The 15,086-nt window shown below is 64.3% G+C and carries 14 protein-coding genes; 9 read left to right on the top strand and 5 right to left on the bottom strand.

Features of this window, described 5'->3' with window-relative positions:
* Window positions 1–76: 76 nt before the first annotated feature.
* The 4 genes from J2T57_RS07475 (at window position 77) to J2T57_RS07490 (ending at window position 2,051) form a co-directional block, all read left to right on the top strand.
* Window positions 77–652, top strand: coding sequence for a hypothetical protein (locus tag J2T57_RS07475; protein WP_253476385.1), 576 nt, complete (start codon window positions 77–79; stop codon window positions 650–652).
* Between the two features lie 97 nt (window positions 653–749).
* Entirely contained in the window at window positions 750–1,103 is a 354-nt protein-coding gene (locus tag J2T57_RS07480) for a hypothetical protein (RefSeq protein ID WP_253476387.1), read from the top strand.
* Between the two features lie 18 nt (window positions 1,104–1,121).
* Complete coding sequence (locus tag J2T57_RS07485) at window positions 1,122–1,592, top strand: helix-turn-helix transcriptional regulator (protein ID WP_253476389.1); 471 nt, start codon at window positions 1,122–1,124, stop codon at window positions 1,590–1,592.
* Window positions 1,593–1,598: 6 nt separating this feature from the next.
* Entirely contained in the window at window positions 1,599–2,051 is a 453-nt protein-coding gene (locus J2T57_RS07490; protein ID WP_253476391.1) for a hypothetical protein, read from the top strand.
* 9 nt (window positions 2,052–2,060) lie between these two features.
* On the opposite strand, the gene J2T57_RS07495 is transcribed toward J2T57_RS07490, so the two are convergent.
* Complete coding sequence (locus J2T57_RS07495) at window positions 2,061–2,726, bottom strand: fibronectin type III domain-containing protein (RefSeq protein ID WP_253476392.1); 666 nt, start codon at window positions 2,724–2,726, stop codon at window positions 2,061–2,063.
* Between the two features lie 256 nt (window positions 2,727–2,982).
* Here J2T57_RS07495 and J2T57_RS07500 point away from each other — a divergent pair, with 256 nt between their 5' ends.
* Window positions 2,983–3,150, top strand: a complete 168-nt coding sequence (locus J2T57_RS07500; RefSeq protein ID WP_253476393.1) for a hypothetical protein — start codon at window positions 2,983–2,985, stop codon at window positions 3,148–3,150.
* A gap of 118 nt (window positions 3,151–3,268) precedes the next feature.
* Here the strand turns inward: J2T57_RS07500 and J2T57_RS07505 are convergent, their stop codons facing one another.
* The 4 genes from J2T57_RS07505 to J2T57_RS07520 form a co-directional block, all read right to left on the bottom strand.
* Window positions 3,269–3,550: a hypothetical protein gene (locus J2T57_RS07505; protein ID WP_253476394.1), complete on the bottom strand. Its 282-nt coding sequence runs from the start codon at window positions 3,548–3,550 to the stop codon at window positions 3,269–3,271.
* Window positions 3,547–6,063: a phospholipase D-like domain-containing protein gene (locus J2T57_RS07510; RefSeq protein WP_253476395.1), complete on the bottom strand. Its 2,517-nt coding sequence runs from the start codon at window positions 6,061–6,063 to the stop codon at window positions 3,547–3,549. The genes J2T57_RS07505 and J2T57_RS07510 overlap by 4 nt, the downstream gene beginning before the upstream one ends.
* A complete protein-coding gene (locus J2T57_RS07515) occupies window positions 6,060–7,766 on the bottom strand; it encodes a hypothetical protein (RefSeq protein WP_253476396.1) in 1,707 nt (568 codons plus the stop codon). The genes J2T57_RS07510 and J2T57_RS07515 overlap by 4 nt, the downstream gene beginning before the upstream one ends.
* 160 nt (window positions 7,767–7,926) lie before the next feature.
* Window positions 7,927–8,346, bottom strand: coding sequence for a hypothetical protein (locus J2T57_RS07520; RefSeq protein WP_253476397.1), 420 nt, complete (start codon window positions 8,344–8,346; stop codon window positions 7,927–7,929).
* 472 nt (window positions 8,347–8,818) lie between these two features.
* Between J2T57_RS07520 and J2T57_RS07525 the strand changes: the two genes are divergently transcribed.
* The 4 genes from J2T57_RS07525 to J2T57_RS07540 all read left to right on the top strand — a co-directional run bounded on the left by J2T57_RS07525 (window position 8,819) and on the right by J2T57_RS07540 (window position 15,070).
* Window positions 8,819–9,145 carry a hypothetical protein gene (locus tag J2T57_RS07525; protein ID WP_253476398.1) on the top strand — a complete coding sequence of 109 codons (327 nt, stop codon included), beginning with the start codon at window positions 8,819–8,821 and terminating at the stop codon, window positions 9,143–9,145.
* 174 nt (window positions 9,146–9,319) lie between these two features.
* The gene (locus J2T57_RS07530) at window positions 9,320–10,876 is read left to right on the top strand and encodes a type I restriction-modification system subunit M (protein ID WP_253476399.1); all 1,557 of its coding nucleotides are present in this window, start codon (window positions 9,320–9,322) and stop codon (window positions 10,874–10,876) included.
* Complete coding sequence (locus J2T57_RS07535; RefSeq protein ID WP_253476401.1) at window positions 10,866–12,095, top strand: restriction endonuclease subunit S; 1,230 nt, start codon at window positions 10,866–10,868, stop codon at window positions 12,093–12,095. Before J2T57_RS07530 ends, J2T57_RS07535 begins: the two co-directional genes overlap by 11 nt.
* Entirely contained in the window at window positions 12,092–15,070 is a 2,979-nt protein-coding gene (locus tag J2T57_RS07540) for a type I restriction endonuclease subunit R, EcoR124 family (RefSeq protein WP_253476403.1), read from the top strand. The genes J2T57_RS07535 and J2T57_RS07540 overlap by 4 nt, the downstream gene beginning before the upstream one ends.
* The last annotated feature ends 16 nt before the right edge of the window (window positions 15,071–15,086 follow it).

Here is a 15,086-nt window from a genome sequence, read left to right on the forward strand (position 1 = left end):
TTCTTCTCGACGAACGCTCGGGAAGTACCAGGCGGGATGGTGCTGATCGGGCCAGTCGACACAGAGGGATCATCCAATGACCGATCAAACTATTCCCACCCCTGGCCGCCTGAAGGCGGATGCCCGAAAGACGCTGCGAGCACTGCGTGCCGGTCGCATGGCGCCGGATGCCTGCGGGCTCGCGCCTGACACCGATCTCGGTCGCCTGCGGCTGAAGGACCTGCTTGCGCTGAAGGCGCGCGAGTGCGGCTGCTCGGACTGGACGGAGCTTGTGCGCACCCGGGAGCGCCAGGTGGCGGGGCAGCGGGCGCGGGCAGGCGCGCCGTCCGGGCAGGCGGCAGCCACGCCCGAGGATAGCGGCGCGGAGCCTGCGCACGAGTGCGAGCAGTGGTATCTCACCGAGCACGGCTGGCGGGCTGCCTCAAGCGTTGCCGGCGTGCCGATGGTGCGCGGCCGCGAGGTGTTTCGCGTCTGGGAGGCCTTCCGGGGGCCAGCCGGCGGCATGTGCTCAGTCGCCTGGAGCGCCACCGACCCGGCGCTGCCTGCGGGGGTCGAGGACCGGGCGGATGCGCTGATGGCCGAGTTCGGCGATCGCCCCGTGCGAGCGATGGACGCCTGGATCAAGGCCTACCAGGGGCCGGGGCTCTTCTGAGTCGGCACTACGGGCCGGGCCGCCTGCGGGCGGCTCGGCCTCACCCTCACCTCCCGGAGCAGGCCGGGGAGACAAACATAACAGATATGTTATACTCATGAAGGAACTACCGGACACTTGGATTCACCCGCGGGTGGATCACTGCATCGAGCGCGTGGAGCAGGGTGGGCCTGCGGATGGCAGCAAACTGCACCTTGGACTGCTGGAAGGGCTCGATTTTGCACAGAAAGCCTACAATGACCCGAGCCATCTCGATGTCTACGATGACGACGTGCTGCTCGAGCGGGTCAACGCCGCCGGCGAGCGCGAGCGCTTTTTTGCTGTCGAGCGCCATGGCTACACGACGCTCTTCAAGCGCATTGATCAGGATCGCTTCATGGTGCTCGACTGCCACAAGACAAAGGACTGGCGGGTGCTTGAGTCCGAGATTCGGCGTGGTGACTATGACTGATGGCCGCAGAGGCTTGAGATGATGAGCAAGGTACAGGACTTCATTGATCGTGGCCGCCGTGATCCGCGCTTCTCCAAGGCGCTCGCGGCAAGCGATCTTGCAACGCGGCTTGGCAAGATGGCGTTCGACATGCGCGTTGGCTGCGGGCTCTCTCAGGAGGCGCTTGCCGAGCGCACGGGGCTCAAGCAGTCGCAGATCTCTCGCCTTGAGCGTGGCAACCAGGGGTATGTGCCAAGCCTCTTGCTGATCGGCGAGGTTGCGGCCGCCTGTGACTACGAGATTGCGATTGAGGCGATTCCGCGCCGGGTGATTCTGGCGCAGGTCGCGGAACCGCCGGTGCGCCCCTACAGCGCCAGGCGCAGTCACGCGGCGCTGACCGAGGCCATGCTGGAGGCAGGCAATCTGATCGAGGAGCACCTGGCGTCCGAGGTCCGCGAGACAGGCGAGACCGGGGGTATCCACGTCATGGTGCACGCGGAGAAGGAGTAGCCCACCGTGAGTGCGGCCGCGGCCCTGCTTAGCTTCGCCCTCAGCGCGGCGGCGGCCGTGATCTTCACGGTGCAGGCGGTGCGCGCGAGCCTGATGGCAACGCAACTCGTCCGGGCGCGCGGACTTAGAGGGTCGGGGACTCCCGCCCAGGGAGCCGGCAGTCCCGCTGGAGGTGACCAGGGCGCGGGAGAGCCCGCGTCTGCCCCGGGGATGGAGACACCCCTGGAGACACCCCCGGAGCCTGCCCCGGATCCTGCGGGAGAGCCCGCGCCAGGACTCTCGCGCATGGAGCGGGCAAGCGCCGCGATCGAGAGGCAGATCACGATCAACTGGGACAGCTGGCAGTCGACCCGCAACGTCTGGCTGATTATCGGGGCGCTACTGCTTGCGGCAAGCTATGGCATCGATGGCGTGCTGCTTTTCATTGAGCTGTTCGCGAATGGCGAGGCGGGCGGCTAGACGGCCCGCCTACTCCACGGTAAAACTGATCTCCTCGGAGTAGCTGCTGCGAAGCCCGTCGACGTCCTCGACGCGCATGGCAACGTAGTAGGTGCCCGGATCGAGGTCATCGAACACCCACACGGTCTGCGCGTAGTCGGTGACCAGGATCTCCTGGTCGTACTGCGCGCTCTGTGTCCCGATGTGGATGGTGTAGTGGCTGATCGCCGAGAGCGAGATCGGCTCGCCGTTGACGCGCGTCACCGGCGCGGTCCAGGAGACCGTGGCCTGCGGCTCTGGCTCTGGCTCTGGCTCCGGCTCCGGCTCCGGCTCTGGCTCCGGCTCCGGCTCCGGCTCCGGCTCCGGCTCCGGGATTGGCTCGGGCTCATTCTCGGGCGCAGGCTCAGGTTCAGGTTTCGGTTCAGGGGCAGGCTCAGGGGCAGGCTCAGGGGCAGGCTCAGGGGCAGGCTCAGGGGCAGGCTCAGGGGCAGGAGGGGGCACCACGGGAGCGGCGCCGGCCGCGTTATCGGGAACACCCACACCACCATCCTGGGAGAGCGGTGGGTCGCGCTCCGCTGAACTGCCCGAGCGGGCACTGCCCTCGGAGACGCAGCCGGCGAGCAGCAGCACCGAGGCGAGCGTTGCGGCGGCAAGCGGCAGACGGCCACCAAATGGGTAATTATTTGTAAATAACAAAATCGTGTCCTCGGTCGATGGGCAGCAGCGCAGGTGCAGCCACAGGCACCGGCAAGATACGCAGCGGCGAGCGCCAATGCCGTGACCAGGTCACGAAACCACTGTGCGGGACGTCACAGAATGGAATTTGTTATCGATTAAAAAATGCACGGGGCCTTGCGCTGGGGCAGGGCGCAGCCGCGACGTGCGCGGTGCAGGTGATTGACTTTATTATTATCAAGAGATATAATAAGTGAACAATCACAGGAGATTTATTATGGCCAAAAAGGTAACGACGATCCGGCAGCGCAATCCGCTGCATCGCACCCCTCTCCTCGGCAAAGGGGCGGCCCACGGGAAGTCCAAAAAAGCCGTTCGCCGCGGCGAACGCGTGCAGCTCGCCCGCGACTGGGCTGAGTCTGAGTCGGTTCACAGAGCCGCCTGAGATCAGCCCAGTCGCAAGCACTGGCGCTACGCCCGCAAGCCCCCAGCAAGCCCCCAGCAGGTTCTCCAGCAGGTTCTCCAGCGGAGCACGGCCGGGCGCCGGCAAGCCGCGCTGCCCCTCAGCCGCGGTGCCCGTCCGCGCGGTCGAGCGCGAACAGCACCAGGATCAGCGCGAAGAGCCCGAAGAAGAGGGTGAGCGCGGCGACGAGACTCCAGCCCCAGCCCGCCACCGCGCCGTAGACCCCGGCGAGCGTGCCGATGAGCGGAATGCCGGTGAGAAAAAGCGCGAGGATCAGTGCGAAGATCGCGTGGATGCCAAGAAAAACCTCGATGCCGGTCCAGATCGCGAGGAATTGCAATAGGCCGAGCAGGAGTATGGCGATAAAATAGAGTACCTTCATGGGGCGTCTCCGCTGTCTGTCGGTGGGGTGATGGGTTCAAGCGCCTCCGCGCGAAAGCGCCGGGTCGAGACCTCGGGTGTGGCAATGCTTGCCAGGCGCACCGACCCGCCGTCCCGCTCGATCCCAAGGCAGACACCCCAGAGCGCGCCGCTTGTCTGGCGCAGCAGCTCGTAGCCGCCAAGCGAGCCGCCGCTGGCAAGCCCCTGGCAGGCGGCGCGCTGCTGATGGAGCCAGTCGGCGCCGGGCGCATCGCCCTCGCCGAGCAGGCGCCCTGCGGCGAGCGCAATCGCCGGATCGGCGTTCAGTCGCTGGCCGAGGAAGAGCAGGGCGGCGTTCTCCCAGTGTGCCGCCGCGGCGAGGGCGGGGTCGGTGGAGAGCGGTGGCTTGTCGCGCAGCGACGCGCCAAGCGTGTAGAGCGCCCAGAGCGCGAGCGCTGCCGCCTGCGCGTAGCCCTCGGTTGCCGGTGTCTCTTCCTTGGCGAGTGGCCCGGGGCGCTGCTCTTCGCTGAAGACCGCGGGCAGGGCAAGACGGGTGATCGCCTCGAGCTGCTCGCGCCCGACGCAGGCCGCGTCCAGACGATGGAGCAGGCGCAGGGTGCCAAGGGCGACGGCGGCCTGCTGGACGCGCCGCGCCGGCGGGCTTCGGCGATCGGCCCGGTCGGCGAAGGCCGTCTGCAGGCGGGTGGCGAGTGTTGCCAGTTTGCGCGCACAAAGCGCGCGGCGACGCGCCTCGGCAGCCTGCTCCCCGGGCGCTTGCGCATCGGCGATGGGGGCATCCTCGGTGGCCTCATCGCCGGCATTGGCAAGCGCATCCTCGGTGACGGCTGCGCTGTCGCGGGCCGTTGGCGAGAACCCCCCGGTGCTGCCACCGGCCTGGTCGATCAGCGCCGAGAGCAGACTCGAGAGTGTCGACTCGCCCCGGGCGTGGGCGCGACTTCTCGCCAGGCGCTCCCGGGCCGCGACATCGGCCGGTGCGACCAGCGGCCCGCGCACGTCGCCGGGCTCGGCGGTGGCCGACGCCTCGCGGGGGAGCGCGTCGAGGGCGGCGACCGTCGGCGCGTCATCGGACTCGGCCAGCGCGCGCTCCAGGAACTCAAAAAGACTTGCCAGCGCAGGCTCCTCGTCGCGAAGGCGCGAGAGCACCTGGCGGATCTCACGCGCCGCGCCCGAGCGCGCATGCTCGCGGACGAGATCAACGAAGAGCGGGCAGACAAGCAGGCGCAATGCGCCATCGATGGCAACGTGCACCACCTCGCCGCGGCGAAGCACGGTATGGGCGAGGTGAAGCGCGTCGCCGCGGCGCTGGGGCGCGAGCTGCTCGGCCCCGCCGCCCTGGCCGCCCTGGCCGCCCTGCCCCGGGTAGTAGGCGCAGGCCTGACCGCTCCCAGGCGGTAGCGGGATCTCAAGCCCGGACGCGTGGCTGCAGGGCAGGACCAGCATCGAGACGCCGGCCACGTCCGCCGCCGATGTGCCGGGCGCACTCGCGCTCAGCGCGTCCGGGGTGGGGGCCGTATCGAGTGCGCCAAGCCCGAGGCGCTCGCTTGCCGCGCGCGCGGCCTCGCCGCCGAGCAGCATCACCGCCTCGGCATTGCCCTGCGGGGGTGCGAGCAGCCAGGCCGGGCGGGAGAGATTTGCACTGCCAACGAGCAGGTGCGTGCTGGCGTCGGGGCCGTCGAGCGCAATCGCCTTGGCGTGGGCAAAGCGCGCGCGCTCACCGAGTGCCGGCAGCGCGCTCACATCGGCGAGGCGAAAGCGCGGATCGGCGAGGGCGCTCGGGTTGATGAGCGCCTGGTCGGGCTGGATGCCGATGACCGGTGGGCTCGCGCTGCGCTCGGCGAGCGTCGCGAGAAAGCCGAGCGCATCATCGAAGTAGGGGGCGAGTGCGCGCACGGTGGCAACGCGCTGCGGCAGCGCACCCTCCACCTGCTCCCAGAGCGGTGCGCGCGAGGCGCTGCTTGCGAAAAATGCCGCGCTCGGATCGGGCGCGGGCGTCGGCGTCTCGGCAAGCCAGGGGCAGAGCGTATGGGTGGCGTCGAGGAGCTCACTGATCGCCGCCGGAAGCGCCGCGCCGAAATCACTAAGCCAGGTGGTGAAGGCGGCGAAGGCCTGCGCGAAGAGCGCGTGCTCGCCGCGCGCCTCGGGGCTGAAGCGGGCAAGCGCACTGACCTCGAGGTTGTGGCCAAAGCCGGCGGCGGTGAGGTTCGCGCTGCCAAGGGCGAGTAGCCCGTGCTCCTCGCCGAGGAGTAGCACCACCTTGGGGTGGAAGGCGCCGCGGGCGAGGTGCATGGGGGCAAGCGTGTAGTGCGTGCCAAGAAGCCGTGGCGGGCGCGCGAGCAGCGCCTCGCGCACCCGCGCCTGGTCGGCGAAGAGCAGGTGGTGGGTGACCCCCTGGGCTGCGAGGCGGCGCAGCAGCAGCTCCTCGTAGAAGGGGAAGTCGAGCGCGTAGGTGGCGGCAAGGCAGGCGCTGTAGCGGCCACGACGCACGGCCTCGAGCAGCGAAAGACCGCCGCTCACAGGTAGCGCTCCCAGAGCGGCTCGCCGCAGGCCTCGAGCGCCCCGTCGTCGGCCCGGCGCAGCAGCGCGAGGTCGCGCAGGATGCGAAGCGCGTTGGCAAGCCGCGGCGTGGTCTCGGCGATCGCCGGCACGCCCTGCACAGCAAGCCCGCCCTCGGTCTCAAGCACGCAGAAGGTGTCCGTGCCCTGGAAGCGCAGCTTGCCAAGGGCGACGCGCTGATGGGCCTCGAGGCAGCAGTCGCGGAGCAGTGCTGCGAAGGCCTGCGCCGGGGTCGCATCCCGGTGGTGTGTGAGGAGCAGTGTGTGGACGCGCTCGAGCGTGAGCGGGTAGTCCTCGAAGAAGCCGGCGCGAAAACCCACCGCGCCGTAGCGATCCGCATTATCCTCGCGCACCAGCAGCGCGGCGAGGAGGGTGAGCGCATCACTGGTGAGCGCCTGGATGCCGGGCCCATCGAGCCCGCCGCGGGCACTGGCGGCGACCGCCGCGCGAAGGCGCTGGTGCTCGTGCCCCGGGTGCCCCCAGTCGGCGTACCCCGGCAGTGTGCTTGCGCGCGCGGCAAGCCACGCGCCAGGGTGTGCGCCCGGCGTCTCGGCGAGTGCCGCGGAGCCTGGGCCGGTCTCGAAAAAGGCGTCGGCCGCCGCCTGACCGCTCGCAAAGCGCTGCTCGGCACGGCAGCACTCGAGCCACCTAAGCGCGCCATGGAAGAGCGCCTGGAGCGCGCAGGAGAGGAGCTCGTGGCGCTGGTAGACCTGCCAGCGCCGGGCGCAGTCGATAAGGCCTGCTGGCAGCGCAAGGGGGCTGCCAGCATCATCATGGAGCGTGTAGACAAGGGCTCGGAAGCGCTCGGCGAGAAAGGCGCCATCGGAGCCCGCACGGCCCCAGCCCCGCACACTGATGAGCCACTGGATGAGCGCCAGGCTCTCGGCGCGCGCGGCGACATCGGTGTCGCGCTCGCGCGCCGCCGCGCCAACCGCCCCAGGGGCGATGGCCTCAAAGCCCTCGGTGAAAAGCGCCAGGAGATCCTCGCGCAGCGCCCCGGGGTGTTGCAGGCAGCAGGGGCAGAAGCCCGCAAGGGCCTCGAGTGTTGCGATGCTCACGCGATCGGCCTCGAGCGCATCGAGAAAGGCATCGGCGGGCAGCGCGGCGTCGATGCGCGCGGCAAAGTGGGTGCCGACACCGTCAGTGGCAAAGGCCTTTGACGCGCGCTCGCCATCAAGGAGCCCGAGCTGCCAGAGCGAGCCGAAGTAGTACTGGCCAAGGCCACCCTCCGGCGCCTTGAAGTAGCGTGTCGCATCGGCGCGGCGGTGGGCGAAGTCAGACAGGCGCACCGCGCCCGCGCGCACCATCCCGGGGTAGGCGTTCCAGACGCGGTTGATGCCGACCACCGCGGGGCTGTGCTCGCGGTCGACCCCGCCGGCGCGCGCACCGTGGTGCACCGCGATCAGGAGCAGCAGTACCTCGGCGCGGCGAAGCCGCTCGCGCACCAGGGCTGCACTGCGCCAGCCGCGGCGCTCAAAGGCGGAGAAGAGCCAGGGGTGGAAGACATAGTAGAAGGCGCGGTTGGTGACATTGGTGATGCCGGGCAGGAGCTGGGTGTAGACGCCAACGCCGATGGTCTGTACGCCGAGCGGGTCGACCCCGCCGCTCGCCTTCGCCGGGCGCACGTAGTCGACTTCCAGTGTTGGCGCGCCCATCGCCGCCATGCCTCCCCCCCTAGTGACTTGTCGCGCCCGTGACCAAGGGTAGCGTCGAAACGCCGGTGTGGGAAGCGCGCGGCTCAGGCGCTCGCGGCGAGGAGCACTGGCGGCCGGCGCGCGCCGCGAAATGCCCATGATCCGAGTACCCCGCGGCAGCGCGACACCGCTAATCCAGGTCGATCTCTACATGAATCCTCTCCGGGGCGACGAAGTGGAGTGCAGGATCACTCTCAAGGCAAAGGTCACGCGCTCTTCTGTACGCCGAACGCGCACCTTCTAAAGGCAGGCGCATATAGAGGCGCTCTCCACCTTCGCGGGGTCCCATCTCAAGGTAGAGAGCATCACCGTCGAGCGCATGGTAGATCGGCTCAGACGAAACAGGGTCGAGTGCGATGGCGATCGCTCCCTCCATCCAGTCCGGCGCGATCGAGTAGTCGACCTCAATTTCGTGGATCTGCCCCAGGTCAACCCTGGCCCTTACGTCGCTCCAGCGCTCGCTGAGCGGCTGCCAGTCTGAGGGCGCGACATGCGCGGGAATCCCTACGTTGAAGCCCCTCATAACCCAGCATCCGAGCTCGAAGAGCATGGAGCTTCTAAGTGTCATCCCGTCATTGGAGACCCCCCTGATGTATGCACCGGCGGGCTTGCCTGTCTCGCTTGAGTGATATAGGCCCACCTCCCACGCCCCGGCATGGGGCTCATACGCAGTGTCCCCGTCATCATGAATAATTGCCTCGCTAGTTGCCGAGGCAAGCACTAGCAATGTCGGAGCCAGGATCGTTTGGGCTACTGAAGGCCATGGACGCATCGACTTAACTCCTTGTGGCCGCATCCAAGAGTCTAGTATTGCCCTAGCAGACCGCCACCCGGTGCGGGCTCGACCAACGCCCCTGCTCGTGGCAGAGTGCGCGCTCGCCTTGGTAGGCGCCACAGCCGCGCTCTGAGGTGGTCGTTTCTGGAAACGGCCTGTGCCCCGCGCCAAGCTTGATTTCAAGGCGCGGAGTGCGTCCGCGGGAGCAACTAGCCGCTGCCCGCACGCCAGATTATGACGTCCTGATATGAGAGGCAGAAGAGCAACCAATCACACCCTCTCGCGCAGTGTATTGCTCGCCGCCGCCCTGTTGGCAGGCACCGTCCTCCTCGCACCGCTCGCGATGAGTGCGGAAAAGCGCTGGGTGGTCGAGCGGCAGCGCGATCTGATGCATGGCAGCGAAATCGCTGGCGCGGGCATCCGGGCGCGGGAGGCGCAAGACCCTGGCGGCGACACGATGCGCCCAGGACCTTCGGTCATCTGTGGCCCGTGGGCGGCGACCAAGGTCCGCTACCCGCGCTACATTGCCCGAACGTGTGCAAGGTGGCGCATGGGGCAATCGACGCCCGCCTAACGACCCCCTCGACCAGCAGACAGGTGTGACATGGAGCGTGACAATTAATAAATCATATATTAAAGTTTGGGCAATAGCGTCGGTTGCGTGGCAGGGCAGGGATCGCCAAGGCTTCGTTGGCCGTGATCGACGCACCACCCGAGGGCCGTCTTGGCCCTGGAGAGCGGAACGCACATGTCAGAAGAACAAAAAAACAGGCTACAGGCCCAGCTCTGGGCGATCTGCAACTATCTTCGCGGAAAGATGAGCGGTGATGAGTTCCGGGACTATATCCTCGGGTTCATTTTCTACAAGTTCCTCTCCGAGCAGTTGTACCTGATTGCAGAAAAGACGCTTGAGGCAGATGGCATCGACTACGCGAAGATCGATGACTCGGACCCGGACATGGCCGCGCTGATCGAGGCCGTGCGCGAGGAGGCGGTTGACGCCCTTGGCTACCATCTGGCGCCAGGCCAGCTCTTCCGCAATGTCGTGGCGCGCATTGAGGCTGACGCGGACGCCTTTGTTCTTGGGGACGTCCAGGCCGTGCTAAACGACATCGAGAAGAGCTCGCGCGGCGAGGAGTCAGAGGATGACTTCGTGCACCTCTTTGAGGACATGGATCTCAGCTCCTCGAAGCTTGGCAAGACCCCGGACGTCCGGAACACTGTGGTGAAAGAGATCCTGCGCCAGCTCTCGAAGATCGACTTCCGCATGGACGAAGTGGAGGCCGACGTCCTGGGTGATAGCTACGAGTATCTCATCAGCAACTTCGCATCGAGTGGTGGCAAGAAGGCCGGCGAGTTCTATACCCCGCAGCGCGTGAGTGAAATCCTGTCCCGAATCGTCTCACTGGGAAAGACAGAACTGAAAAGCGTCTACGATCCCACCTGCGGATCCGGCTCCCTGCTGCTTCGCGTCTCCCGGCATGTTCAGAAGGTTGGTCGGTATTATGGCCAGGAGTTCAACCGCACCACGTTCAACTTGGCCCGCATGAACATGATCCTGCACAAGGTCCACTACAAGGACTTTGATATCAAGCAGGATGACACCCTGGAGAACCCGCAGCACCGGGAGCAGCGCTTTGAGGCCATCGTGGCCAACCCCCCCTTCTCGCTCGACTGGTCGGCCAACCCGCTGCACCTCAATGATGATCGTTTCTCGAGCTTCGGCAGGCTTGCACCCAAGACCAAGGCCGACATGGCGTTCATCCAGCACATGCTGTTCCAGCTTGCGGACAACGGCACGGCGGCGGTCGTGGTGCCCCATGGCGTTCTTTTCCGTGGCGCGGCCGAGGGGCATATCCGCCAGCACATTATCCGGGAGATGAATGCGCTGGATGCGGTGATCGGGCTGCCGCAGAACCTCTTTTTCGGCACAGGCATCCCGACAGCCATCCTTGTCTTCAAGAAGTGCCGCAAGGACTCCGAGCACGTTCTCTTTATCGACGCGAGCCGGGACTTTGCCAAGGGCAAGAATCAGAACACGCTGCGAAGTGCGGATGTTCGCAAGATCATCGACACCCTCGATACCAGGTCATCCATTGACAAGTACAGCCACCTGGCAAGCCTCGATGAGATCAGGGAGAACGACTACAACCTCAACATCCCGCGGTACGTGGATACCTTCGAGGAGGAGGACGCGATTGATCTCATGGCAGTGCAGGCCGAGCGCGCGGAGATCGAGCAGACCATTGCAGGGCTGAATGAACAGATGGCCGGCTACCTGAGGGAGATTGGTTATGTCTCTTGACGCAAATGAGCTAAAGAGCGCTTTTTCCGGCCAGTGGATTGATGTCCGCCTGGGTGACGTGGCCTCAATTGGTAGTGGTGGAACGCCAAAATCAACTGTGTCTGAGTACTATGGTGGAAATATCCCATGGGTGTCCATTTCAGACATGACCAAGCGGGGGAAGTGGATTGGTGAAACTGACAAGTGCCTGACCGAATTAGGTCTGAGCAATAGCTCAGCAAGGTTGTATCCAAAAAACACCATACTGTATGCGATGTATGGATCCATCGGCGAGTGCAGCATTGCACAGGCAGATCTTGCTTCGTCGCAAGCAATACTTGGTATTGTGCCGAGCGACTGTCTCGACTTCAGTTATTTGTATTTCTATCTTTGCTCTCTAAAAGACAATGTTAAGTCCTTAGGTCAACAGGGCACTCAAGCCAACTTAAACGCTGCTATTGTCAAAGACTTCAAGCTCAAACTTCCTCCCATTGAAGAACAAAAAGCCATCGCCAAAATCCTCTCAACCTGGGACGTCTCCATCGCCACCACAGAGCAATTGCTCACAAACAGTCAGGCCCGGAAGAAGGGGCTGATGCAGGTGCTGCTGACTGGGGAGAAGCGGTTGCCTGGGTTTGAGGGGGAGTGGGCAGTAAACGCCTTATCCGACTGTCTTTCCGAAAGCCGTATCCATTCAACAGAAAATAACCCTCACAAAAGACTAACCGTGCGCCTCCACCTAAATGGTATAGAGGCAAGGGCGTGTCGAGGGACCGAATCGGATGGGGCAACGGCTCACTTTGTCAGAAGGTCAGGCCAGTTCATTTACGGCAAACAAAACATCCACAAAGGGGCATTCGGTCTGGTGCCTGAGTGCTTTGATATGTATGAGACATCTCAAGACATTCCAGCATTCGATTTTAAAGAAAATTGCCACTCGCAGTGGCTTCTCTACTATTGCGCGCAGGAGTCTTTCTACCAGCGGCTCGAAGCAAAGATGACTGGCACTGGATCGAAGAGGCTTAATCCAGCGGATTTTTTAAAGACACACATTGCTATGCCTTCCCTGCGCGAACAACTTGCTATAGCCAGTGTTCTATCCGATGCCGAGAAGGAAATCGAAGCATTGCAAAAGCGCCTAGAGTGCCTGAAGCAAGAAAAGAAGGCCCTCATGCAGCAACTGCTAACTGGCAAGCGTCGTCTGGCCGTCGACACTGAACTGACCGAGGAGGCGGCATGACCATGCAGAGTGAGCTCGACATGGAGAAGGCCCTGGTCGACCAATTGGGCGGCCTTGGCTATGAGATCGTCGAGATCAGAAACGAGCCGGCCCTGGTGGACAACTTCAAGGCCCAGATCGAGGCCCACAACAAGGACGAGCTTGCGAAGCATGGCAGGGATACACTCTCCCGGGACGAATTCGATCAGCTCCTGAACACCCTGAATCGCGGCAGTGTCTTTGATCGCGCCAAGCAACTCCGGGGGCGCGTCGAGGTGAAGTGCGCCGATGGGGTGAGTAGCCTCTATCTCGAACTCCTCAACACTAGGCACTGGTGCCAGAACCGCTTCCAGGTGGCCCGGCAGATCACCAACAAGTCTGCGTCAAATCACAGCCGCTACGATGTCACGATCCTGATTAACGGGCTGCCCCTGGTGCAGATGGAGCTCAAGGCCCCGGGGTCGGACATGCGCACCGCCTTCGACCAGATCGACCGGTACCGGAAAACCTCCTACAGCACCAACAGCGGACTTTTCGACTACATCCAGCTCTTTGTCATCAGTAACGGCGTGGACACCCGCTACTTCTCCAACAACGCCGAGCTGAGCTACCAGTTCACCTTCGAGTGGGCCGACGAGGAGAACCAGCGCATCAATCGCCTGAGCGCCTTCGTCGACGCCTTCATGGAGCGCTGCCACCTCTCGAAGATGATCGCCCGTTACGTGGTGCTGCACGAGACGACGTGCTCCCTCCTGGTCCTGCGCCCCTACCAGTACTACGCCGTCGAGCGAATCCTGGAGCGGGTGGCGTGCGCCCAGGGGGATGGTTACGTCTGGCACACCACCGGATCCGGAAAGACACTGACCTCATTCAAGGCAAGCCAGATCCTCAGCAATGACCAGACCGTCGACAAGGTGGTCTTTGTCGTTGACCGCCGTGATCTCGACTACCAGACAGCCCTTGAATTCAATGCCTTCAGTGCCAACAGCGTCGATACCACCGAGGACACCGGCAAGCTCGTGGCGCAGTTAAACGACCCGGCCTGCAAGCTCATCGTCACCACCATCCAGAAGCTCAACGCCGCCATCACCCGCAACAGGTTCCGCAAGCAATGCGAGGGCGTGCGCGCGCAGAAGTTCGTCTTTATCTTCGATGAATGCCATCGCAGCCAGTTCGGTGAGACGCACCAGCGGATCTGCGACTTCTTTACCAACCGGCAGATGTTCGGCTTCACCGGCACACCGATCTTCGATCAGAACATCAGCGACACGAAGTTCGGCAAGCGCACCACGGAGCACCTCTTTGGCCAGGCCCTGCATCGCTACGTCATCACCGATGCCATCCGTGATCGCAACGTGTTGCGATTCTCCATCGAATACCGCACAGCGGTCTCGGGATCCGATGGGGATGAGGCGCGCGAGGATGGCAGGGTCGGGCTGACACCGGAGATGGCCGCAGAGCGTGAGTTCATCACCTCACCCCAGCGCATCGGCAAGGTCGCCGATGACATCATCAGGATCCACGAGAGCAAGACCCATCAGCGTGAGTACACGGCGATGCTCTGCGTTGCCAATGTGGAGATGCTCCAGGAGTACTACACGCAGTTCAAGGAGAAAAAACTCGCCGGGCAGCACACGCTTCGCCTTGCCACGATCTTCAGCTGCGCCCGGGGCGAATCCGGGGAGTTCTCGGGCGTGTCAGAACAGGACCTGCCGGACATGAGCGCGAAGAGTATCGATGCCTCCCGGCTCGCCTTCCTTCAGGGCTGCATTGATGACTATAACGCGCTCTACGGGGCCTCCTACCGCGCGGCCGACAACAAGTCGTTCTACGAGTACTACCAGGATGTCTCAAAGCGGGTTCGCCGCGGCGAGGTCGACGTCCTCCTGGTCGTGAACATGTTCCTGACCGGTTTTGACAGCAAAGCCCTGAACACGCTCTACGTCGACAAGAACCTTCGACACCACGGGCTGATTCAGGCCTTCTCGCGGACGAATCGCGTGTTCGACGCAAAGAAGTCTCACGGCAACATCGTCTGCTATCGCGACTTGAAGGAGGCAACCGATGAGGCGCTCTCCATCTTTGCCAACAGGCACGCCAAGTCGACGGTGCTCTGCGGTCCGGATGCGGTGGTGATGGAGCCATACGCGGATCTCGCCGAGCGGTTTCGCGATGAGGTGGACAAGCTGAAGTCTATCGCCCCCACGGTGGACAGCGTTGGCGCTCTGGAGAGCGAGGAGGAGCAGTGCGAGTTCATCGTGCGCTTTCGCGAGGTGCTGCGCTTGCAGAACACGCTGAAGACCTTCCACGAGTATTGCGAGGACATCGAGCGCGGGGCCCTTGGCATCACGACGTCGGATCTGGTGGAATACCAGAGCAAGTACCTCGATCTGCGCGAGGATATAGAGGCGGGCAAGAAGGCTGCGTGCAAGGAGGGAGCCGAGGGCGGGGAGGAGGCGGAGGGTGAGCCGTCAATGCTTGCCAATATCGACTTCGAGGTCGAGCTGATTCGCCGTGATGAGGTGACCGTCGGCTACATCCTGGGCCTGATCGAAGGCCTGCGGCAGGAAGGTGACGAGGCGCGCTTCAATGCGACACGTGGCGCGATTCTCGACACGCTTCAGTCAAGCCCGGAGCATCGGGCGAAGCGAGCACTCTTCCAGCGGTTCATCGACCACGAGATGCCCCACCACAAGGCTGCGGCCGGCGACGGGGCAGGCGGTAGCGGGCAGGTGCTGGCCTGGTTCAACGCCTTCGCCGATCGCGAGAAGACCAAGGCGATACTGGCCGTCTGCGATGAACTGAACGCTGACTTCGGTGGCTACACGGAGCTCTACCGCAACTATGTCTACCAGGGCCGCCTGCCGGACCGACAGGAGCTGCTGAAGCTCCTCGTGACACCACCACGGGCGCTGGACCGGGTGCAGATTGCCGAGGAGATGCGCGATCGAATGCGCGAGATAGCAAAGACGCACGAGGGGGCAGAGCTCGGTTGAGAGTGCGTCGGTGACG

The organism is Natronocella acetinitrilica, from assembly GCF_024170285.1.
GTDB lineage: Bacteria > Pseudomonadota > Gammaproteobacteria > Nitrococcales > Aquisalimonadaceae > Natronocella > Natronocella acetinitrilica.